Source organism: Bacteroides sp. ET489, assembly GCF_030518095.1.
GTDB classification, from domain to species: domain Bacteria; phylum Bacteroidota; class Bacteroidia; order Bacteroidales; family Bacteroidaceae; genus Bacteroides; species Bacteroides ndongoniae.
This window is the reverse complement of the sequence record NZ_JAULLJ010000011.1, coordinates 38,657-61,305: the sequence shown is the minus strand read 5'-3', so window position 1 is coordinate 61,305 and position 22,649 is coordinate 38,657. Positions and strand designations below refer to the sequence as shown.

The 22,649-nt window shown below is 52.5% G+C and carries 15 protein-coding genes; 4 read left to right on the top strand and 11 right to left on the bottom strand.

Going from position 1 to position 22,649, the window contains the following annotated elements:
- The first annotated feature begins 267 nt into the window (after positions 1-267).
- Positions 268-1,386 (top strand): dienelactone hydrolase family protein, encoded by a 1,119-nt coding sequence (locus Q3C19_RS08410; RefSeq protein ID WP_302728624.1) that lies wholly within the window; start codon positions 268-270, stop codon positions 1,384-1,386.
- A gap of 34 nt (positions 1,387-1,420) precedes the next feature.
- On the opposite strand, the gene Q3C19_RS08405 is transcribed toward Q3C19_RS08410, so the two are convergent.
- From Q3C19_RS08405 to Q3C19_RS08390, 4 genes are all read right to left on the bottom strand, one after another.
- The gene (locus tag Q3C19_RS08405; RefSeq protein WP_302728565.1) at positions 1,421-2,731 is read right to left on the bottom strand and encodes an acetylxylan esterase; all 1,311 of its coding nucleotides are present in this window, start codon (positions 2,729-2,731) and stop codon (positions 1,421-1,423) included.
- A gap of 8 nt (positions 2,732-2,739) precedes the next feature.
- Entirely contained in the window at positions 2,740-4,509 is a 1,770-nt protein-coding gene (locus tag Q3C19_RS08400; protein ID WP_302728563.1) for a pectinesterase family protein, read from the bottom strand.
- A 203-nt stretch (positions 4,510-4,712) separates the two neighbouring features.
- On the bottom strand, positions 4,713-5,696 hold the full coding sequence (locus Q3C19_RS08395; protein WP_302728561.1) for a pectinesterase family protein: 984 nt from the start codon (positions 5,694-5,696) through the stop codon (positions 4,713-4,715).
- 12 nt (positions 5,697-5,708) lie between these two features.
- Positions 5,709-6,926 (bottom strand): glycoside hydrolase family 105 protein, encoded by a 1,218-nt coding sequence (locus Q3C19_RS08390; RefSeq protein WP_302728559.1) that lies wholly within the window; start codon positions 6,924-6,926, stop codon positions 5,709-5,711.
- Between the two features lie 290 nt (positions 6,927-7,216).
- Here Q3C19_RS08390 and Q3C19_RS08385 point away from each other — a divergent pair, with 290 nt between their 5' ends.
- From Q3C19_RS08385 to Q3C19_RS08375, 3 genes are all read left to right on the top strand, one after another.
- A complete protein-coding gene (locus Q3C19_RS08385; RefSeq protein WP_071150393.1) occupies positions 7,217-8,638 on the top strand; it encodes a PTS galactitol transporter subunit IIC in 1,422 nt (473 codons plus the stop codon).
- Positions 8,639-8,673: 35 nt separating this feature from the next.
- Positions 8,674-9,630, top strand: coding sequence for a 5-dehydro-4-deoxy-D-glucuronate isomerase (kduI, locus tag Q3C19_RS08380; RefSeq protein ID WP_022161843.1), 957 nt, complete (start codon positions 8,674-8,676; stop codon positions 9,628-9,630).
- 146 nt (positions 9,631-9,776) lie between these two features.
- On the top strand, positions 9,777-11,324 hold the full coding sequence (locus Q3C19_RS08375; RefSeq protein WP_302728556.1) for an MFS transporter: 1,548 nt from the start codon (positions 9,777-9,779) through the stop codon (positions 11,322-11,324).
- A gap of 244 nt (positions 11,325-11,568) precedes the next feature.
- Here Q3C19_RS08375 and Q3C19_RS08370 read toward each other — a convergent pair whose 3' ends face one another.
- From Q3C19_RS08370 to Q3C19_RS08340, 7 genes are all read right to left on the bottom strand, one after another.
- Entirely contained in the window at positions 11,569-14,985 is a 3,417-nt protein-coding gene (locus tag Q3C19_RS08370; RefSeq protein WP_302728554.1) for an AAA domain-containing protein, read from the bottom strand.
- 247 nt (positions 14,986-15,232) lie between these two features.
- Complete coding sequence (gene tatC / locus Q3C19_RS08365) at positions 15,233-16,021, bottom strand: twin-arginine translocase subunit TatC (protein ID WP_277121323.1); 789 nt, start codon at positions 16,019-16,021, stop codon at positions 15,233-15,235.
- A 36-nt stretch (positions 16,022-16,057) separates the two neighbouring features.
- The gene (locus Q3C19_RS08360; protein WP_022161838.1) at positions 16,058-16,282 is read right to left on the bottom strand and encodes a twin-arginine translocase TatA/TatE family subunit; all 225 of its coding nucleotides are present in this window, start codon (positions 16,280-16,282) and stop codon (positions 16,058-16,060) included.
- A gap of 93 nt (positions 16,283-16,375) precedes the next feature.
- A complete protein-coding gene (locus Q3C19_RS08355; RefSeq protein ID WP_302728551.1) occupies positions 16,376-18,874 on the bottom strand; it encodes a bifunctional UDP-N-acetylmuramoyl-tripeptide:D-alanyl-D-alanine ligase/alanine racemase in 2,499 nt (832 codons plus the stop codon).
- Positions 18,850-19,839: a GSCFA domain-containing protein gene (locus Q3C19_RS08350; RefSeq protein WP_302728622.1), complete on the bottom strand. Its 990-nt coding sequence runs from the start codon at positions 19,837-19,839 to the stop codon at positions 18,850-18,852. Before Q3C19_RS08350 ends, Q3C19_RS08355 begins: the two co-directional genes overlap by 25 nt.
- A gap of 164 nt (positions 19,840-20,003) precedes the next feature.
- Positions 20,004-21,671: a VapE domain-containing protein gene (locus Q3C19_RS08345; RefSeq protein WP_302728549.1), complete on the bottom strand. Its 1,668-nt coding sequence runs from the start codon at positions 21,669-21,671 to the stop codon at positions 20,004-20,006.
- Positions 21,672-22,385: 714 nt separating this feature from the next.
- Complete coding sequence (locus tag Q3C19_RS08340) at positions 22,386-22,523, bottom strand: hypothetical protein (protein WP_302728547.1); 138 nt, start codon at positions 22,521-22,523, stop codon at positions 22,386-22,388.
- Between the last annotated feature and the right edge of the window lie 126 nt (positions 22,524-22,649).

The following is a 22,649-nucleotide window of genomic DNA, read 5'->3' as shown; positions in this document are numbered from 1 at the left end:
AATCAATCTTTGCCGTAAAGATACGGATTTCAACAAGAACAGACAGTGCAAATCAAAAAAACTTGCAGGCTACAAAAGTGAAAAAAGCCTATTTTCAGCAAGAATCAGGCTACAAATTGTATCTTTGCATAGGAAACCCTTTTTCCAAAACCCAGACAAGAAATCCGGCAAGCAGCTGCGTTGCCAAGTTTTGCTTACGAAATTCTCCCAATCAGATATACAACCATGAAACGATTCCTCAGTCTGCTTTTATGCGCCGCATCCTGGATGCTGAACGCCGCCGCACAAACCGGCGATTCCCTGTCTTACGGCGTGACGGGCAACATGCCTTCCTTCTACACACAACTCAAACAGCAGCTCACCTACCCCATGGCCTGGGGAAACGCCCCGACCCGCGACTTCGGCCAGTGGCGCCTGCAGGCACGCGACATCCTGCAAACCTGCATGCAAAACCTGCCCCCTGCTCCTGATGCCTACGACATGACCGTCATTGCCACCGAACGGCGCAACGGCTACGAGGCACGCAAGATAGCGTTCAATCTGTCCGCGTGGTATCGTGTGACGGCCTATCTGCTGGTGCCCGATGGTACGGGTCCTTTCCCTGCCATCGTCATGCTGCACGACCATGGTGCCCACTTCAGCATCGGCAAGGAGAAACTGGTGCGTCCCTTCCGGGTAAGCCCCGAAACGGCTGCCGATGCCGACCAATGGGTACAGCGTTACTACGACGGACAATACACCGGCGACTACTTTGCCCGACACGGCTATGTGGTACTGGCCGTCGATGCCCTGCTCTGGGGCGAACGGGGCCGCCGGGAAGGAGACGATTACGACGTACAGCAGGCATTGGCTTCCAACTTTCTGCAAATGGGTACTTCGTGGGGCGCGCTGATCAGTGCCGACGATGTACGGAGCGCCGAGTTTCTGGCTTCGCTTCCGTGTGTCGACAAGGAACGGATAGGCTGTATGGGATTTTCGATGGGTGCTTACCGCTCGTGGATGCTTGCGGCGCTGACCGATACGGTCAAAGCGGCGGCTTCGGTCTGCTGGATGAACACGACCGGGCACCTGATGACGCTGACCAACAATCAGAACAAAGGAGGCTCGGCCTTCGCCATGCTCATTCCGGGCATCAGACGCTACCTGGACTATCCGCATGTAGCCGCCATCGCCTGTCCCAAGCCTTCCCTGTTCTTTTGCGGAAGCAAGGACAAGTTGTTTCCTCTTGAAGGCGTGGAGGATGCTTTCACCACTATGCAGCAGGTGTGGAACAGCCAGCATGCCGCCGAGAATCTTGTCACCCGCGTATGGGACGAAAAACACTTCTTCAGCAAAGACATGCAACAGGCTACCCTCGACTTCTTCGACCGGCATCTAAAGCCGTGACTGACAGAAACGACTGCCGCGAACGCAGAACCGCTTACTTCAGTTGCTTCTTTATCCACTCCCAGTGACTGCGCTCGGTGTCGTCCGAAGTCCAATGCTCGTTGACGGGTGTTATCAAGGCTTCCTTGGGGCACGACAGTACATTGTAAACGGCATAACTGGTAGTGGGCGGGCATACGTCGTCGTTGTATCCCCACGTCATACGGACAGGAACCTGAATGCGACGGGCAAAATTGACTACGTCATAGTAGGCCATCGTCCGCAACTTGTCGGGAGTGTCCATGCCTTCGGTGCGGAAGAAGTGCGGATATCCGCCTGCCCGCCCGGCTTTGTAGCCCGCCATGTCGCTCAGTGCCGGATGATTGGCCACACAGGCAGTGACGCGTTTGTCCAGTCCGGCAGTGACCAGCGCCAAGGCTCCGCCCTGACTGCCTCCCTGCACAATGACGTTCTTCCCGTCCCACTCGGGCAAGGAAGTCAGCAGATCGATGCTGCGTATACAGGCCAGATAGACGCGCTTCATGTAGTAATGGTCCCGGTTGTCCAGTCCATTCATCAGATAGCCGTTCTCGCGTCCGTTGAAGGCATCGCTGATTTCCCGGAAAGTTTCGGCACTCATTTCCGGATTCAGGCCGTGTATCTCGATTTCGAAACGGATGCATCCCTCTTCGGCATAATACTTGTGGCGCAAGGGGTCCTTAATGGTCTTGATGCCCGCTCCCGGGGGACAGAGCACCACGGGACACGCCCCTTGGGCCGCCTGCTTGGGATAGAACAGATAGCCGTAAACGGACTGTCCGCGCGCACTGACCTGCAACTTGACGAGGTAGCAGTCTATCCGGTCGGAACAATATTGTTCAGCACGAACCTTCGTATATTTCAGAGGAACTTTGGCCAGTTCGGCTTTGTTTTTCTCCCAGAACTCCTCGAAATCAGCAGGTTTCGTGGTATAGGGGCGAATCTCTTCGGGCGAGAAGCCTACCTTGATGTGATGACGGTACGTCTTCCCGTCCACCGTAGCCCACATGCGACAGTCGCGGAAACCCGGCTGCTTCATGGTGCCCACGTTTATCACTGCCTTTCCGTGTTTCAGCTGTACGCTGTCTCGGGCGTCGGCCGGCATCATGTCGCCGCCCATCTCGTAGTGAACGGTGACCCCGTCCTGCGGCATGCCGTACTTCAGCAGTTGTACTTCGACTGTCGCCTTCTCGCCCGTCCGGTACAGCCAGTCGGCATGGTCGGGCACTGTCACCCACAGCACATCGCTGCGGTAAGGGTTGTTCTCGGCCTGCAAGGGAAGCAGGGGCAAACACAGAAAGAGAAGTAAGAAAAAAGCCTGTTTCATACGTCGTTTCATCGTTTTATGTCCAACAAAGCATTGCCGTTCTTCACCGGGTTCCATCCGTCATTGCCAGCCAATACTTCCTCGATGGAATAACCTTGCAAGTCTTTCAACTGACGGGAGAAAGGTGCACGCTCGGCCTCCGTAGCTGCTCCTGCACCCGTACTTTGGTATTCGGCATAGAAGACGGTCTTTTCGGCCTCCTTCTTGCCCCAGTTGTGCCAGCCTGCGGGCAGAATGTGGCTGCCTAAGTCGCAACGGATAAACACCGCCTGTGCATACGGCCGCCACGGGCGGGACAGATAGACACCGTCCACTCCCTCGTCTGCCGTCAGCCGACAGTCATAGAACACGTAGCCGTAGGGCTGTCCTTCGTCGGTAGAAGGAGCCGTCACGTAGCCCTTGCCCTTGCTGTGGATGCGGCAACGGTTGAAGACAGCCGTCGACCAGCCGAAGATGAAGTCCACCGTTCCTTCCACGTAACAGTCTTCGTAGTACTGGCGGCAGCCTTTCGCATAGGTGTACAGGGTATCCTGGAATCCTAAGAAGCGGCATTGCTTGAAGTAAGCACGGTCGGCACTGACAAAGCAGGCTACAGCCTGACCGACCGGGCCGGCAGTATTCTCGAAAGTGATGTTTTCGGCATAGAAATCGGGAGCATAGATGTAGCACGAGGCTGACCCGGAGGTTCCCGTATTCTCGCCAAAACGGTTCGGTTTGGAGGCATAGTCGCCGAAAGACAGCACGGCACCTTCCTGCCCGATGAGCGAAAGGTTGATTTTGCTTTCGGGAATCACAATCTTTTCGCGATAGACGCCTTCGCGCACCAGGATGGTGGTACGCACGTTCTTCCGATAATCGGGCACGGCGTTGATGGCCTCCTGTACGGTGAAGAAATCGCCGCTTCCGTCCTTGGCCACCACAAAGTCGTAATGACGGACGTAAGATGCAAGTGCCGGAACCGCTGCGACAATGGCGTCGATGGCCAGTCCTGCCACGATGCGTGCACCCCGTACATTGAGGTGCGTGTTGTCTTCACGCCCCTTGGGCATGGCAGGCACCGTGTTGGCAGGTACCCACATGAAGAGTTCTTTCGACTTGACCGGTCCCAGTCCCTCCACCAGTTCGTGAGTAATCCGGTTCATGTCGACAAACGGCACATCCAGCTCGCGCGCCACGTTGCGGGGCGACTCCAGGTAAGCACCGTGAGTATCAATCAGCTGGTCACCCTCGGCTGAATGTTCGGCCTGTGCCTCGTGTTTGGCATCGGGGTTGACGCCCTTGCGGATGTCGTCCTGGCTGATAGCCGCTGCTACCGAACCTCCGTCGGCCGTGCCGAAATTGCGCCGCACGATGGAGTTGAACAATACGGGGATAGCTCCCTTGGCACGTGCCTCGGTAACGAAACGTTTCAGGTTGGCATCGAACGAACCGCCACCGGCATCGGTATGCCGCTTGGGATCGGTCTTCTCGTCGTTGTGGCCGAACTGGATAAAGACGTAATCGCCCTTCTTCAGCAACGAAAGCACCTTGTCCCACCGGCCTTCGTCGATGAAACTCTTGGTGCTGCGTCCGTTCACGGCATGATTGTCTACCCGTATCTCTTCGGACAGAAATCCAGGCAACATCTGTCCCCATCCTCTTTCGGGGTTGCCGCCGGTCAGGTCCTTGTCGGCCATGGTCGAATCGCCAATCATAAAAATGGTGATTGCTGGCTTGTCGGCTTTGAACGCCGTAAAGACCAGAAACAAGGCCAGCAGCAGAATCAGTTTGTTTTTCATATTATTCTTTTTTTACAGTTTCTTGGTTCATATCTATTTGGCAGAGGGCGTTTTCAGCCCTCACCTGCATCCCGTTTCCGGGACACTTGCACGGCTCGCGAGAGACACTTGTACGGCTCGCGAGCAACACAAGTGTGGAACACGAGCCGTGCAAGTGTGGCTCACATCCCCCGCCAGAAGGCTTCTGAAGGGGGGCATGAGCCTTATTTCTGTGCTTCGGCGGGTGTCCACGTCCGACACTGGCTGAAGATGTGGTTCCAGTCAGTATATTTGACAGCTTCTTCCTCAGTCAGTATCTTTACCCAGCCTACACGTCGCGAGGTATCGGCTCCCGGACCACGGTTGCCATATTCGCCATAACGGGCTGTCCGCTCGTTGTCGGCGTTTCGCCAGTTGTCCCATCCGGCGGGACAGATGTGGACACCCATCTCGCACCCCACGAACACGGTAGCGGCATACGGTCGCCACGGACGCCCCAGATAGACCTTGTCCACGTCCGGAGCTGCCGTCAGCCGACAGTTCAGAAACACGTAGCCCACCTCCACACCGGGCGGTGTAGAGGCTGCCGTGATGTACGAATTACGTTTGCTATGGATGACACAGTCCTCGAACAGGGCGGTGGAAGGACCGAAGATAAAATCGGTTGTTCCCTCGATGTAACAGTTCTTGAAATAAAGGCGGGTACCGGCAGCACCAGTATAAACGGTATCCTGATTGCCCAGAAAGCGGCAACCGACGAACACCAGCCGGTCGCCCTCGGTGTGCAAGGCCACGGCCTGCCCCAAGGGAGGGGCATTGTTCTCTATCGTCAGGTTACGGAAAGTGATGCCGTTTCCCTCCACCTTCAGCGTATAGGTGCGGAACGTGCCCATCCGGCGGATATTGGCGTGGTCGTCGAACGTTATCACTGTCTTTTCAGCATCCTCGCCTACAAAATCGACATTCTGTAGCCAAGAAGGCACTACCAGCTTTTCCCGATACACACCGTTGCGGACAAGCACCGTCACCCGATAGTCCATAAAAGCACGTATGCCCTCCATGGCCTCGGTCAGCGTGCGGTAATCGCCGTTGCCGCTGCCGTCCACCACGAACGTGTCTTTCCACTTACCGTCGGCCGACCATGCGCTTCCTGCACAGACCAGGCACAGCAACAACAGCCGAAAACGTATCAGCACCTCACGTTTCATCCTGCGACGGCTTTATTTGACGATGGCTTTTACTTCCTGCAGGCGTTCCCATTCGAGACTCGCCATGATGAACGGCCCCACTGCCTTGGCATCGTTGTCGCGGATGGTCTCGTTGATGTAATAGTCGTAATCGCCCGAACGATAGTTCTTTCCACCCAGTCCGGCCACAGCACAGGCCTGCGTGATGCTGACCAGTCCGTCCTTATCGACACGGATAAATTCTTTCAGAATGCCCTTGTAGCCCTTGACGGCCACTTCAAGGTAAGAAGGATCAATATATCCCTTGCGCACCCCCTTGAACAACGCATAGACGAACATGGCCGAGCAAGAGGACTCCAGATAGTTCCCTTTAGCACCGCTCTTGTCGAGCACTTGATACCACACACCCGTCTTACTGTCTTGCAGACGCTTCACCTGAGCAGCTATGTTATTGAAGATGACCAGCATGGAATCGCGCCCCGCCTCATGCTTCGGAATAAAGTCGAGCGCATCGACAAACGCCATGGCATACCAGCCCAGCGCACGCCCCCAGCAATGTTGCGACTGACCGGTCACGGGATCGGCCCAACGTTCCTTACGGCTTACGTCGCACGCATGGCGGTAAAGTCCGTTGGCAGGATCGTACGTATGGCGTGCGGCCATCAGAAACTGGTTGACTACATCGGGATAAACCTCCACCTGATTGTTGCGGAATGCATATTCGGCGTAGAAAGGAGCCCCCATGTAAACGCCGTCCAGCCATACCTGATTGGGATAAATCTTCTTGTGCCAGAAGCCGCCGTCGGCATTACGCGGATGTTCGTCGAACTGGCTGCGCAGCAGATCGAGGGCTTTCCGGTATTTCTCGTCCTTGGTCTGTTCGTAGATGCGGAACAGGAATTTGCCGGAGTTCACGCGGTCCAGGCTGAACTCCTGACGTTTATACATTTTTATTGTGCCGTCGGCATTCACCATCGTGTCGGCATAGGCCAGGGCGTAATCGTAGAACTTGCGGTCGCCGTAACGGTCGTAAACGTCGAGCATCGACTGAAGTTCCAGTCCGTGACAATAGTCCCACTTCAGTTTAGGCTGGAAGTCCAGTTGCCACGACTCCGGACAACGTATCATTTCCGACTCGGCCATCCGTACCGACCAGGGCTGTTTGTCACTCACTTTCTGAGCCGACATTCCCCAAGGAAAAGCCATCCACAGGGAACATACTAAAATCTTACAAATAATTGAGTTTTTCATGGGATTCTTCATTTATAGATATCAGACCTATCATTTTCCAAAACAAAAATAGCACATTCCATCAAGAACGGCGTGTATTTTTGGGTATAGTATGTGCAATATTTGGTATTCGTGTGCGAGAACGGAGTTTTTTGTGCACGATAACGACAAATTTAGTCCAAAATCGTCCATTTTACTAATAATTATGGCTTTGGAGTTTGATTAATTGAGAAAAGGTCTTAATTTTGGCACAGTTTTCAAGTTGTACCAATCGAAAAACATAACCTTATTAATAATTAAATCAGAAAAGAATGGAACAAGTTTTCGGCTATATCATCGGCTTAGGAGCAGCAGTGATGATGCCTATTATTTTTACAATCTTAGGAGTTTGCATTGGCATTAAGTTCAGCAAGGCACTGAAAAGCGGTTTACTGGTAGGTGTCGGTTTTGTAGGTTTATCCGTTGTCACAGCGTTGCTGACCAGCAGCCTTGGCCCGGCCTTGAGCCAGGTAGTCGAAATCTATGGTCTCCAACTGAAAATATTCGATATGGGATGGCCGGCAGCAGCAGCCGTAGCCTATAACACAACGGTAGGTGCTTTCATCATCCCTGTCTGTCTGGGAGTAAACATCCTGATGCTTCTGACCAAAACAACCCGTACGGTCAACATCGACTTGTGGAACTACTGGCACTTTGCTTTCATCGGCGCAGTAGTCTACTTCGCCAGCGACAGCATCCTGTGGGGTTTCTTCGCAGCCATCATCTGCTACATCATTACCCTGATTTCGGCCGACTATACCGCCAAGAAGTTCCAGAACTTCTATCCCGGCATGGAAGGAATCTCCATCCCGCAACCGTTCTGCGCCGGATTCATTCCCTTTGCCGTAGCCATCAATAAGGTACTGGACAAAATCCCCGGATTCGACAAGCTGTACATCGACGCCGAAGGTATGAAGAAAAAATTCGGTCTGCTGGGCGAACCTCTCTTCCTGGGTATCGTAATCGGATGCGGTATCGCTGCCCTCTCCTGCCACAACGGTCAGGAACTGGTAGACAAGATACCTTATATATTAGGACTCGGTATCAAGATGGGAGCCGTTATGGAGCTGATTCCGCGTATCACCGGACTTTTCATCGAAGGTCTGAAACCCATTTCCGACGCCACACGCGAACTGATTGCCCGCAAGTTCAAGGGAGCCGTAGGCCTGAACATCGGTATGAGCCCTGCATTGGTTATCGGCCATCCTACCACACTGGTCGTTTCCTTGCTGCTGATTCCCGTAACCATCCTGCTGGCTGTTATCTTGCCGGGCAACGAATTCCTGCCACTGGCATCTCTGGCCGGTATGTTCTACGTATTCCCGCTGGTATTGCCCATCACCAAGGGTAACGTACTGAAATCGTTCCTCATTGGTCTCGTAGCCCTGACAGTAGGTTTGTACTTCGTAACCGATATGGCTCCGCACTTCACTCAGGCAGCCAACGACGCTTATGCCACAACAGTAGCCAAAGGCAGTCCCGACGGTGCCCTGAAAATCCCCGACGGATTCGAAGGTGGTGCACTCGACTTCGCATCAAGCATCTTCTCGTGGATTATTTTCCACCTGACTTATACCTTTAAATATATAGGTGCCGGTATTCTGGTATTGTGCACACTGGCTCTGATGATCTGGAACCGCCGTGCCATCATCAAGTTGCAGAAAAAAGCTGCCAGCGAACCGGTTGAGAAATAAAAAAGAAAACAATAAAACATCAAAAAAGGAGTAATATGAAAAGATTAGCATTCGCATTTATGTTGGGAGCCGCTGCCATAGCAGCCAATGCCCAAGTGAATTACAAAGTGCAGACAGCCTGCCATCCGGATGACGTGAAGCACTACGACACCGAACGTCTGCGCAGTGCCTTCATCATGGAAAAAGTTATGGCTCCGGACGAAATCAACGTAACCTATACACTGTACGACCGCCTCATCTATGGTGGTGCCATGCCTGTCAACAAGGTTCTGAAACTGGAAGTATTCCCCGAACTGGGTCCGGAAATCACTTATTTCCTGGAACGCCGCGAGCTGGGTGTCATCAACATCGGTGGCGATGGTGTAGTGACTGTAGACGGTAAGGAATATCCGATGAAATACAAAGAAGCCCTCTACGTAGGTTGCGGTAACAAGGAAGTAACTTTCAAGAGCAACGATGCCAGCAAGCCTGCCAAGTTCTACATCAACTCGGCACCGGCCTACAAACCTTACGTTACACAGCTGATCACAACCGATGTGAAAGCTCAGAAAGCTGATCCCAAGAAATATGCCCTCGCCATCTCAGACCACTATGGCAAGATGGAAGATAGCAACGACCGCGTTGTAAATCAGCTGATCGTGAAAGATGTATTGGAAAGAGTAAAGAATGGCGGTACCAACCAGTTGCAGATGGGTCTTACCGAACTGGCTCCGGGTTCTGTATGGAATACAATGCCGGCTCACACCCACACTCGCCGTATGGAAGCCTACTTCTACTTCAACGTTCCCGAAGGCAACGCCATCTGTCACCTGATGGGCCAACCGCAGGAAGAACGCCTCATCTGGTTGCACAACGAACAGGCTGTCACTTCTCCCGAATGGAGCATCCACGCTGCTGCCGGAACACGTAACTATACCTTCATCTGGGGTATGGGCGGTGAAAACCTGAAGTACAGCGACAAAGACGAAATCAAGTATACGGATATGAGATAAAATACTCCGAAAACACCTGAACGGGCATAAATGTTAATCATTTATGCCCGTTTTTGTCATTTTATTTAGGATTTCCACCAATTTTTACACCCAAGAAAAACCACAAATCCGTATATTTGCAGGAAACAAATATTAAATCTACTATCATGAACAATTATCAGAATGCTGTCAGCAAGATGACCAACTATCGCTGGACCATCTGTGCCATGCTTTTTTTCGCGACAACCGTAAACTACCTTGACCGTCAGGTTCTCTCACTGACATGGAAAGATTTCATCGCTCCCGAATTCCACTGGACCGATGCACATTACGGAGACATTACCGCTATTTTTTCACTTGTATACGCCGTAGCCAACCTTTTTGCCGGACGCTTCATTGACTGGATGGGCACCAAGAAAGGATATCTTTGGGCTATCTTCGTCTGGTCCATGGGTGCCTGCCTCCATGCCGTCTGCGGTTGGGCTACCGAACATGTAGTAGGCATTCACGATGCTGCTGAAATGATTGCGGCTACCGGAGCTGTTGCCACTACCATCGCCATTACCAGTGTCTACTTCTTTATTGCCGCACGTATTGTGCTCAGTATCGGTGAAGCCGGTAACTTCCCCGCCGCTATTAAAGTAACTGCTGAGTACTTCCCTAAAAAAGACCGTGCATTCGCTACATCCATCTTCAACGCCGGTTCCACTGTAGGTGCTCTTGTTGCTCCAGTCACCATTCCCTCACTGGCCAGATATTTTCAAAGCCTTGGCATCGGAAACGGATGGGAAATGGCTTTCATCGTCATCGGTGTATTAGGTTTCGTATGGATGGGCGTATGGGTATTTGCATACAAGAAACCGGAAAACAATCCTCATGTCAATGCAGCCGAACTGGCCTATATCAACCTGGACAAACAGGCTGAACAGAACGAAAAGCCACAAGACACTGCCAATCAGAAAGAAGAACGCAAAATGAGCCTTTGGGAATGTCTGAAATATCCTCAGTCATGGGCTGTAGCTGTAGGTAAGTTTATGACCGATGGCGTATGGTGGTTCTTCCTCTTCTGGACTCCTGCCTATATTTCCGATGTCTACGGTTTCTCTTCGGACAGCGGAACGGCTCAGCTGCTGATTTTCGTACTCTATGCCATCACCATGCTGTCCATTTACGGTGGCAAGCTGCCTACCATCATCATCAACAAGACAGGCATGAATCCTTATGCAGCCCGTATGCGCGCCATGTTTATCTTCGCCCTGTTCCCCTTGTTGGCTCTGTTTGCCCAGCCGCTTGGTGAGTATTCCTACTGGTTCCCCATCATCATCATCGGTATAGCCGGTGCTGCCCACCAATCCTGGTCGGCCAATATCTACTCCGTAGGAAGTGACATGTTCCCCAAGAGTGCCGTAGCCACCATTATCGGTTTAGGTGGTATGGCAGGCGGTATTGGCGCTTACCTCATAAACAAATGCTCGGGAATGCTGTTCACTTATGCTGCCGGTACCACCATGGTCGACGGCCAGGAAGTAGAAATGACCAAGGCTCTCCTTGCTCAGGGTGCCGAATACGTACAGCCCGCCATGCACTTTATGGGCTTCGAAGGCAAACCGGCCGGTTACTTCATCATCTTCTGCGTCTGCGCCGTGTCCTATCTGATTGGCTGGTGCATCATGAAGATATTGGTACCGAAATACAAACCCATTGTTTTAGACTAAAGGAAGCTGACTTATTTTTCCCCAGTTAGGAAAAAAGAATTCCCCAGTTGGAAAAATATTTTTTCCTAACTGGGGAAAATTGTACCCATATTCCATGGAAAAAAAAAGGGAAGTCTCACGACTTCCACAATTCTTCTAACCTTAAATCTAAATCTCTATGAAAAAAACGTGGGGCAAAGATAATGCTTTTTCTGATAATTTGATATTAATAAACACTATAAAGTTACTTTATTGTGCAAAAAAGTTATAAGAAGCCCTGAATTTCGTCCAATAAATCGGCATAAACCGGATTTTGTCCGAGCAATTGCGGTACTCCCGTCATAAACATCTGCCTTCGGGCACGGGTCAATGCCACATTCAGCTTACGGTCTATCAGCACTCCGTTTTCTTCGGTCATGTTCGCCAGGAACTTCAGTTGAGAGACACGGTTCACGCAGAACGAATAGATGATGACATCGCGTTCGCTACCCTGAAAACGCTCCACCGTATCTACCAGCACATCATTCAGCTGGGGAATACCCGTTGCAGCCAGTTCTTTCCGTATCAGAGCTATCTGGCTACGGTAAGGAGTAATAATACCCAAAGTAGACAGCGGGCAGAACCCGGAAGTCCGGTCATACTGATGATAGACCGCAACTGCCAGACGTGCCACGATGCGTGCCTCAGCATGATTCACCTTCGACGATTGCAAAGCCGGCTCGGGCTCGGACGGCAGAAAAGCAACGCGGCGCACCAGTATATCGGCAAACTCAGAATCCTCCAGCCCTTCCGCCAAATTCAACTCGCCAAACTGATGGGTAAGCCCGATGGGCACCAGCTTACCACCATAAAAAGCGCGGTTGGGAAAAGCTGCCACATCGACATTCATCCTCCCCTGCCGGCAAAGCATGTCGTAAAAGCGGGACGATACGGCTGCCTGTTCTCCTTCCTGGCCAGCCAGCATCCGATACAGACGTTCGAACAACGAATCTTTCAGATTGCGCAACCCAATGTCGCGCAGAGCCTCATCGCATACCTCCGACTGCTCGGACGACTGCAATATCACTGCCGGCAGCTGCTTGTGATCGCCTATCATGATGAATTTGCCGATAGCGTTTCCCCCCGACACGCTTCGCATGCACAGCAAGCCCAACAGTTGCGGTTCCAGTATCTGTGTGGCCTCATCAATCAGTGCCACATCAAACGTTTTCAGGCGGAAAAGTTCGGTACGGGAAGAAAGCGTAGCCACCGTTCCCACAAAAATACGGCAGCGGGCAATACGCTCCTGCACTGCCCGACGGTTGGCACAACTGTCCAACACGTTCTCCATCAGGTAGGGCCGGTAAGGCACTTCGCACGACAACTCGCTGCCCACCCGGATAAAATCGACCGCCGGAGCGATGGAAACCAGCATCTTGCAGATTTCGTCCACCGCCCGGTTGGTATAGGAGAGCAACAGAATCTGCTTCCCCTCTCCATGAAATGTCTCGACCATCCGACGCAAGGCACGCGAAGTCTTTCCCGTTCCCGGAGGCCCGACAAGCAAGAAATAGTCGCGTGCAGCCTTCGCCTTCAGGGCTACACGGACAAAGTCGTCACCGGCAGCAGCGATAGCCCCATCCAGTGCACTGTCAAATCCGGGCATCCTCTGACCCAACAGCAGATCGCGCCTGTCCTGCGTAGCCGACAGGAATGCCGCCAGTCCCGCATACATACTGCGGAACGACGTATCCATATAATCGTGCTCGATGGCATAACGGCTGCCGGCAGGCAGCACACCGGCATTCTGCTGGGTAGAACGCAGACGCACGGTAATCGTATGATCGGTCATACATTCAATGTTCCCCTTGAACACCATCTTGTTTGTCACATTGTCCGTATCGGCATTCCGCTCGTACAGAACAATGACATCGCCCTGCCGGAAGTTGGGCAGCGCCTCTCCCCGCTCGGTCTCGGCCGAAGAGGGTGTCCGCAACTGAAAGCGCAAGAACGGCTTGTGTTCGTCGGAAGCATGGTTTTCGACAATGGTCAGGTCGTAAAGTATTTCTCCCGCCTCGCACTTCTCGGTCAGGGTCGAAAGCCACAACGACGAAGCTCCCGAGTGCCCCTGATAGACTACATCGCCCGACTTGGAAGTATACAGTTCTTTGGTGATGAAGTTGTAAAGTGTATAGAAATAGCTTTGCTCCAGCGGCGACAGGGCACGCAACTTACCCGCCACGGCCTCAATCTGCGGATACAGGAAACGTTTCCACAATGTATTGTCCAGTTGCCGTTCGTTCAGCGTGTCAGGGCAGATGTCCTGCAGACGTTCGGCAGTGTAATGAGGACTGTTGCGCAGCTGAATGCCGTATTCGGTTGCCACGATACGGTTGCGCACCTCCATCACCCTGCGCACCATGGCCCACGAAGAGCGTGCCGGATAGAGCATCGGATAGCGGGTATAGAGCAGATAGGGCCTGACCCGGCGGTGATCCATCCCCATCGAGTATTCCAGTACGGCCTGGTAGAGCAACATCTGCACCAGGTTGTTCTCCTTCGGTTCCACCTTGCCGCGAATGCTGTATTCGTCTGCCTTACCCGACTTCATTTCGATAAAGGCCGACATGTCGCGCTGCATGTAGTCCAGACGTCCCTGCAAGCCCAGTGCCTCGCAGATGTACGAAGGTTCGAGCACGGCATCCGTCTTGTCCAGCGCATATCCCGAGGCCTGAAAAGTCTCGGTCACCGTTTTCCGGATGTTCTCGAAATGCAGCTGGCAGTCGGCAAAAAAAGCCTTTTCTTTCTCGCGGTCGCGAAGGTCGGCACAGGCTGCCAGCTCCACGGCGTACGACCGGAAAGCCTTCTTCATGCACGCCAGATAGTCGGGCGTGCCGTCAGCGTGAATCCATTCGTCGAGGAACAGATTGGCGATGTTTCCCAGTAACAGCGGACGGGTATTGTCGGGCACCTGCAAGCGTGCCAGCATGTAGTTGGCCGGATGATGGCCGTAGTCGCGGAAACACTCGGCCAGCGAGCTGATGTCAATCAGATAGTCGGGTTCAAGGATGATGAAGGAAGGGGTCAGTACGCCGTCCTCGTCTATCCGTACGTCCAGCAGGTTCACCTGTGCGTTCCGCCACAGCAGCTGACAGGTCTCGGCAAACTCTTCGTTGATTTGGGGCACATTGTAGCGCACCTTCAGAGGCTCGTCGGCCACCATATCGGTAGGGAGTACATAGAGAAAATCATTATCGGCATACTGAAAGCTGACACGCATCCGCCGCTTCTGCTCGCGGGCAGGAGGAGCTACGATGTAAGTACTGTCGGCACGCGGCAAGGCATGATACAACAGGGGAGGAATTTCCGTGCCATACAGTCGTTTGACAAAAAAGGCCAGCGTCTTGGCATCGCGCAACAGTTGGTCGCGCTGTGGCATGGCCTGCCGGTTCAGAATGGCATTGGAGGTCAACCGGAAAGTGTGTAGCCGGTTCTGCTCAACAACAGAAAGGCCGACTTTTGACGCCACAAAGTTGATACGGGCGGAAAGGTCGGTCATCTGTAAACTGCTGTCGGGCATTTGTGTACGGCAAAGTTGCTCCAGCAACTCGCGCAACTGGCGATACGCCATCGCCAATGCCTCGTCGGGTGCTTTTGTCACCTCCAGCAATAAATCATAATATTCCCTTACATCATTTTCCATGATGCAAAGGTAAGGAAAAAACGCTTTACTTTTTCTGGCTTCTCGGCTTCTTATTTGCTTCGTTCATTGCCTCTGCCATTTCGTAAGCCGGAACATGATGTTTATCTTTCGGCTTTTTCGGTTTTTTGTTACCTGCAGCTCCCATATATCAAGACCTCCATATTTAAAAGTGAAACATTAATATTATCACGCACCCCGTAGCAAAGAACATGCCAAAGCGCAACGATGACAGTTAAACTTTACTATGTCACTCTTTCTTCTCCCGTATCATCAGGATGCTTAACTCGTAGAGCAGGTACAACGGCACGGCTACCACCGTCAGCGTGAAAGGATCGCCCGTAGGCGTAATGATGGCTGCCGCTATGACAATCAGTACAATGGCATGACGACGGTATTTGCGCAGGAAATCCTTGTGAACCACTCCCAGCAGCGAAAGCAGCCAGGTGACTAAAGGCAGTTCGAAAGCCAGACCCATGCACAGTACCAGCATCATGAAATTGTCAATATAGGAATTCAGCGATATCTGATTCTCGATAGCACTGCTCAGCTGATAGGTAGACAGGAAACGCAGCGTCAGCGGATAGACCATGAAATAGCCCAGCAACACCCCCACAAAGAACATCACCGTCCCGATGCCCAACGCCTTCCGCACGCCTTTCACCTCGTTCGGATAGAGGGCAGGACGAATAAAGCGCCACACCTCGTAGAACATATAGGGAGCGGCAGTCACTACCGACATCCAGAATGCCGTAGACATGTGGATGAAGAAAGGTGCCGCCAGATTGATATTGATCAGTTTGACGTGGAACTCCTGCGTGAAGAAGTCATCGTGCAGGTCCAGCTCCTGCCCGATCCAGCGCAGAAGGTCGTAGAAGACAAAGTCGTTGTGGCAGGGAGCCAGGATGACCTTGTCGAACAGATAAGGCATCGCAATAAAATAACCTACGGCCAGCACGAACCACACACCGAGCACACGAAACAGCACCCGACGCAGTTCGTCCAGATGATCCCAGAAAGTCAACTCCTTATCCGCCATACGCTATTCTACCGCTATCAGGGACAACTTTTCCCCTCATTTCTTCTCTGCCTTGTCCGCCGGTTCGTCTATTTCTTCTTTCGCCTTGTTGATTTCTTCCTTCGCTTCGTTGACTCCTTCCTTAAAGCTCTTCACGCCTTTGCCCAATCCGCGCATCAGTTCGGGAATTTTCTTTCCGCCAAACAACAGCAGAATCACCAGAAGAATGATTAACCACTCGGATCCGCTGGGCAAGAAGCCCAATAGCAATAAATTTGTCATATATTCACTTATTTATTTAATTCTGCTGCAAAAATAGCAAAAATTCCTTTGGCACCTTCCAAAACTTGCTTTTTAGCAAAAAGTCTACTTACTTCAGTCCTGATAGTACACACGCTTTACCCGGGTCGACACACTGGTCAGCACTTCGTAAGGAATAGTGTCGAGCGCATCGGACAGCACTGTGATAGGCAGATGGTCGCCGAAGATTTCCACCGTATCGCCTTCCTTGCAGTCAATGTCCGTCACGTCGATCATGCAGACGTCCATACAAATGTTACCCACATACGGAGCGCGCTGGCCGTTGACCAGGCAATAGGCGTGTCCGTTGCCCAAATGGCGGTTCAGGCCGTCGGCATAGCCGATGGGGATGGCTGCAATGCGCGAAGCACGGGTCAGGTGTCCCTTGCGGCTATACCCTACCGTATCTTCGGCCGGTACATCGCGGATTTGCAGGATGGTCGTCTTCAGCGTGCTTACATTATTAATAATGGAATTGTCGAACGGATCAATGCCATACAACCCTATGCCCAGGCGTACCATATCGAACTGCGCACCGGGAAAACGCTCAATACCCGCCGAGTTACAGATGTGACGAAGAATCTTGTGCGGGAAAGCTGCCTGAAGTTCGGCAGAAGCCTTCTCGAACGTTTCTATCTGATGACGGGTAAACGAATCGAACTGCGCACCGTCGCTGCCCACCAGATGCGAGAACACCGAACGGACAATCAGCGCATTCTGCTCCTTCAGCCGTTCAATCAGCCGGGGCATGTCGGCAGGGGCAAATCCCAGACGGTGCATACCGGTATCCAGCTTGATGTGGATGGGGAAGTTGGCTATACCTTCCTTCTCAGCCTCTTTTATCAGGGCATCCAGCAGGTGAAAACTGTAGACTTCGGGCTCAAGCGCATAGTCGAACATGGTTTTGAAAGCGGTCATTTCCGGATTCATGATCATGATGTTCGAGGTAATACCCGCCTTGCGCAAGTCGGAACCTTCGTCGGCCACAGCTACAGCCAGGTAGTCGACGTGGTGTTCCTGCAAGGTCTTGGCTATTTCGTACGACCCGGCACCATAGGCCGAGGCTTTCACCATGCAAACCATTTTCGTCTCAGGCTTCAGGAAACTACGGTAATGATTCAAGTTGGCCACCATTGCTCCGAGGTTGACTTCCAGAATGGTTTCGTGCACCTTCTTCTCCAGCACTTCGGTCAGTGCGTCGAAGCCAAACTTCCGCGCTCCCTTTATCAGTATGATTTCATTTTCCAGACGGAGTTCGCGTTGGCCGACAGCCTTTATCAGCGATTGCGTATCGGGATAGAAAGCTTTTTCCACGTTAAAGCGGTCGGCCGACAAAGAAATGTCGTTTCCTACCCCGATGATGCGTTCAATGCCACGCCGGTTTACCAACTGGGCAACCTGCCTGTACAGCGTAGGCGTATTCTGTCCCGTCTCCAGTATGTCCGACAGGATAAGGGTTTTCTTCAGCGGTGTTCCTTTTTCCCCACCACTGACGGCGCAACGGCGGTCCAGAAAGTCGAGGGCGATGTCCAGCGAACTCAAGTCGCTGTTGTAACTGTCGTTAATCAGCAGGCAACCGTTTTTACCTTCTTTCACCTCCAGACGCATGGCCACCGGCTCCAGCCTTGCCATACGCTCGGTAATCTGTTCGGCCGGAAGCATCAGGTACAGACAGGCAGCCAGACAGTTCAGCGAGTTCTCGATCGACGCATCGTCGATGAAAGGCAACGTAAAGCTGTTATCCATATCCAGGTAACGGTAGGAAATCACTGTACAGTTGTCTTTCTTCTCAATCTTGCTGACGTATAGCGGACGCTCCATGTCCTTGCAACTCCAGGCTATCTCACGGGCCGACAGCATCGACTTGGCCACGCAGTTGCAGATAAACTCGTCATCACCATTGTATATCACTACATCGCAGTCCTTAAACAGGGTCAGCTTTTCCATGCACTTTTCCTGCAAAGAGAAGAAATTCTCCTGATGCGCCCCTCCGATATTGGTCAGAATGCCGATGGTAGGCTTAATCATGTTCTGCAAGGCACGCATTTCGCCCGGTTCGGAAATACCGGCCTCGAAAATGGCCAGGTCGGCAGCCTCGTGCATCTGCCATACCGACAAAGGTACACCGATCTGCGAATTATAACTGCGCGGCGAACGCACAATGGCACGCTCGGGACTGAGCAACTGGTGCAGCCACTCCTTGACTACCGTCTTTCCGTTACTGCCCGTGATGCCTATCACCGGAATCTGGAAACGGTCGCGATGCACTTCTGCCAGCTTCTGAAGCGCCTTCAGCGTATTCGAAACCACCAGAAAATTACATCCCGCCAGTTTTTCGCTTTCGAGTTGCTGAAACTTCTCTTCGCTGACCACAAAATTGCGCACGCCCCGTGCATACAGTTCGGGAATGTAACGCGTACCGTCGTTCCGTTTGGTAGTAAGTGCAAAGAACAAAGTTTCTTCGGGAAAACTCAGCGAACGGCTGTCTGTCAACAGCCAGTCAATGGTGGCAGGCACGTCTCCTACGCGTCTGGCACCTGTCACCTCTGCTATATTTTCAATCGTGTATGACATATCTCTCTTTCATTTTTGAAGTCTAAGTACGGATATTTTCTGTTAAGTCGGTCTATTTTTAACACAATTTGTCCTAAAAAACGCTTATACTCTTCAGACTCGGGACGGAAAGGCTTATGTTGCAGCATCTTGCCGATATTTTCACTTTCTTCTATAATCTGTAACGTTTCCTTTGCAAAGCAGGCTTCCGAAAAACGTTGCCACACGTAGCCCACCGCCAGGTCGGACGGATGGACCAGATCGTCGGCATAGAAACGGTAATCGCGCAACTCGTCGTTCAGCAATTCGTAGGCCGGGAAATAGAAGATGCGTCCGGCAAACTGCTGTTGCAAAGCGTCGATGGCCAGCAGCAAGGTTGCCTTGCTGAGCTGGTTGGCATGCAGGCCGTCGCGCACGTGGCGGATGGGACTGACCGTCAGAATCACCCGCAGCCCGGGACGCTGCTTCCACAAAGTTGTCAACAGGTCCGCATAGTCGTCCACAATCTCCTCCACCGACAGCCGGCGACGGCGGAAACAGCTTTCCGGCAGCTTGTGACAGTTGCCTACAATGCGCCCCGTCTGCCCGTCCTCGTACACCCACGAAGTGCCGAACGTCAGCAGTAGTACGTCGAGCGAAGACAGCCACTGGCGGGCGACAGACAGCCGGGCATTGATATTGTGCAATACTTCGTCCGGATCGGCAACCGAAAAGTCGCTATGGTGCATGGGGCTGTGCCAGCAACCGCCTGCCCGAAACAAATCGTCTCCGGTATATTGCTTGCCGGAACCAATCTCACGCAAAGCGGCCGAGATGGAAAGCGGATTGTAAAGTACGCCATACGGATTGACTTCGCAAGCGAACTTGGCCTGCAACAGCCTTGCACCAATGTTCGAAGCAAAGCACGAACCCATCAGCATCAGGTGGTCCCGATGGGTCAGCCGGGGCCAGTCGGACGGTATCTCTACCGGAGTATACAAATTCATCATGTTCTATCTGACAAAAAACATAAACGGTGCAAAGATAGTGAAAGGTGAGAGCAGAGGCAAATGGAAAACCAAAGTTTTCAATTTAACTATGCCGAACCGAATCCTATATTATGTAAAGATAGCGAAAGGTGAGAGCAGAGGCAAATATTCCCCAGCCAGATTTACTCCCGCTCCCCTCTCCCCTCTCCTTGGGAGAGGGGCCGGGGGTGAGGCTCCACCCAATACCCATTCCCATACTTCGTATGCACCCTGCGCCCCAACTGCGCCAGCAGGCGGGCGAACGACGTACACGAACAGTCCTTCAGAGCAGCAGGATTCTTCTTCTTCACTGTGGCATAGATATCCGCCGCCGACATTAATCTTGCACCCTGCTCGCCCGGCTCGGCGAAGCGGAAGCAGGAGCTGACCAACTCTTCGGCAGGCGTAACGCGGTAGAACGGACGGTTAGCCTGTTGGATTTCGGTTTCCTCTTCCTTGCTGAACCAGCAACGTTCGCCATTCTCCAACTCGTGCAGCAGCTGGGCATAAAGCTGTTCATAATCTATCGGCGTGGTGCAGTCGATGGGGCGTTCCACCTCCACACAGATAAAGCGACGGCTGCCCGAAAGGTCGGTCAGCAGGTCTCGGCGGTTGCTGGTGCCGATGAAGGAGGCGATGCGGGGCAGCGGCTCTGCCGTGCGGCGGTAGGCACGGCGTACACGCAAGGCTTCCATTTGCATCAGGTTCTTCAGCTGGGGCATCCGGCTGGCGGGCAGACGGTCGAACTCGTCCAGGTTGATAAGTCCATACGAGGCTAATTTGTTCTCCGCCGCCGTAGCGTTGGTCAGGTCGAAGCTTTCGGTGAAGTAGTCGCGCAGTTGGGGCGGGAGTAGCAGGCGGCAGAAGGTAGATTTGCCCAAACCTTGTGCGGTGCTGACCAGTAGCGGTGCCACACTGTTGGCGCGGCGTCCCTCTCCGCCACGACCTGTCCACTGGGCGGTGACGGCCAGCATCCAGCGGTGGAAAGCACGTGTCCAGAGTTCGGTGTCGGACACCCGTTTGGCCAGTTCGGTCACCCGGTCGGTACCGTCCCATGCGGGGAGTTGCTTGAAGTAGAGGTCGAACGGGTGATAAGCCTGCACGTGGTCGGACTCCACGTAACGTTTCACGTCACGGTCCCAGCAGTCTACGCCGTTGTCGATGGCGTCAAGGGCGATGCCGTTCAGCGTGCGGCTGTCCACGGGGGTATAAATAAGGTGGTGCGGATCGCTTGTGAGGTCGGTATTTATGCGGGCGCACTCCGTGCGTTCCGTCAGCAGGTTGTAGCGGAAGGCGTAGTGCAGCTTCAGGTAGCGCGTCAGGCGTTGCATCATCTGTTGCTGACGCGAGGGCTTTTCGGGTTGGGCAGGAGATTCTTCAGCAGGTGCAGCGACCTCTTCTTTGGGTGTATTTTTTAGCGCATCTTTCACTGTATCCTTTTCAATGACAGGCGGTTGTTCCATTGTCAGAATACGCGCTTCGGCAGTTTCTTCGGGTTGCGCATCCACCCATTCAATGATTTCGTTCCCGCCGTTCAGGCTGAACATGCGTTTCTGTTCACCTTTGGCACGGTCATCGGGTGTCCAGGTCATGCGGACACTGAACTCGCCGCCGCCCATTACTATAAATACTTCGCCTCCGGGCAGGCGGGTGCAGACGTGTTGCAGGTCGGCGAACAGTTGTTCGTAAGTGGAAGCGGCAGAGGCTGCTGTCGTTGTGCCGGTCGTGTTAGTTGTCTCGTTTGTCGTGTTGTCCTTGTGTGGGGTGTTCCACGGAAGGAACCAGCTTTTCAAGTTCGTAATCAGATTCATAGCGATTTTTGGGTTTAAGTGTGAATAGGGACGAGGGACGCGGCTACAGACTCCGAGGCACCTTGTTCCCTTGTTAACTCGTCAACTTGTCAACTCATTAACTGTTCCCCAAAGATACAAAATCGGAAGGCCTTTGTCAAGTGGATGAGGGTGAAATAATCAACAAAAATCAACTTTTTTTTCAATCACCACGGAAGGACACAGAGTTTTCAGCAGTTTGCAGGGTGAAGTTTCACCGTAATATTCTGTGGGTGAACTATTTGTGGTGAAAGATGGATACGCGGAATACACGGAATGAGCGGATGAACGCGGATTTTAATTTTTAATTATTCATTTTTAATTGAATCAACGTGAAGCTTTATCTTTCACCATAATCAACAGGTTACCAGCATGGTTTTCTTCTGTTGAAAGCGTGAACCCAATTTCCCCATTTCTCCTTTTCATCCGTGTTCGTCCGTCCTCTCCGCGTCGTCCGCGTATCCATCCCTCACCCGTTTTTCATTTTTCATTATTCACTTTTCATTCTTAACTACCTACTTTAGCGGCGTAACATCGGTAGTTAGCCGACGTAACAAGCAATCCCGCCGAGTATAACAAGCAATGTCACCGAGTTTTACAAGCAATCCTGTCAGGTTTTGTTTGCAAAGTCCACGGGTTGGGTAAGCAAAGTCCGTGAGTATTGCTTGCAACTCCCACGAGTATTGCAAGCGTGGCTCACGAGCCGTGCAAGTGTCGCTCGCGAGCCGTGCAAGCACCGCTCACTCCAGTTTCTCCACCTCCTCGCGCATCTCGCGGATGGCGGTCGACATCACCTTGGGCTCTTTCGTCAGCACGACCTTTCCAATCAGTCAATCCCCATTTATAACTGATAGATCCTATATAATCAGATATTTTATATCCACTTGAATATGAAAAGCTCCTGTATCATTACTACAGATAGTAAACTGAAGAGTAAAAGAAAAGGAAGAATCTTTCGGT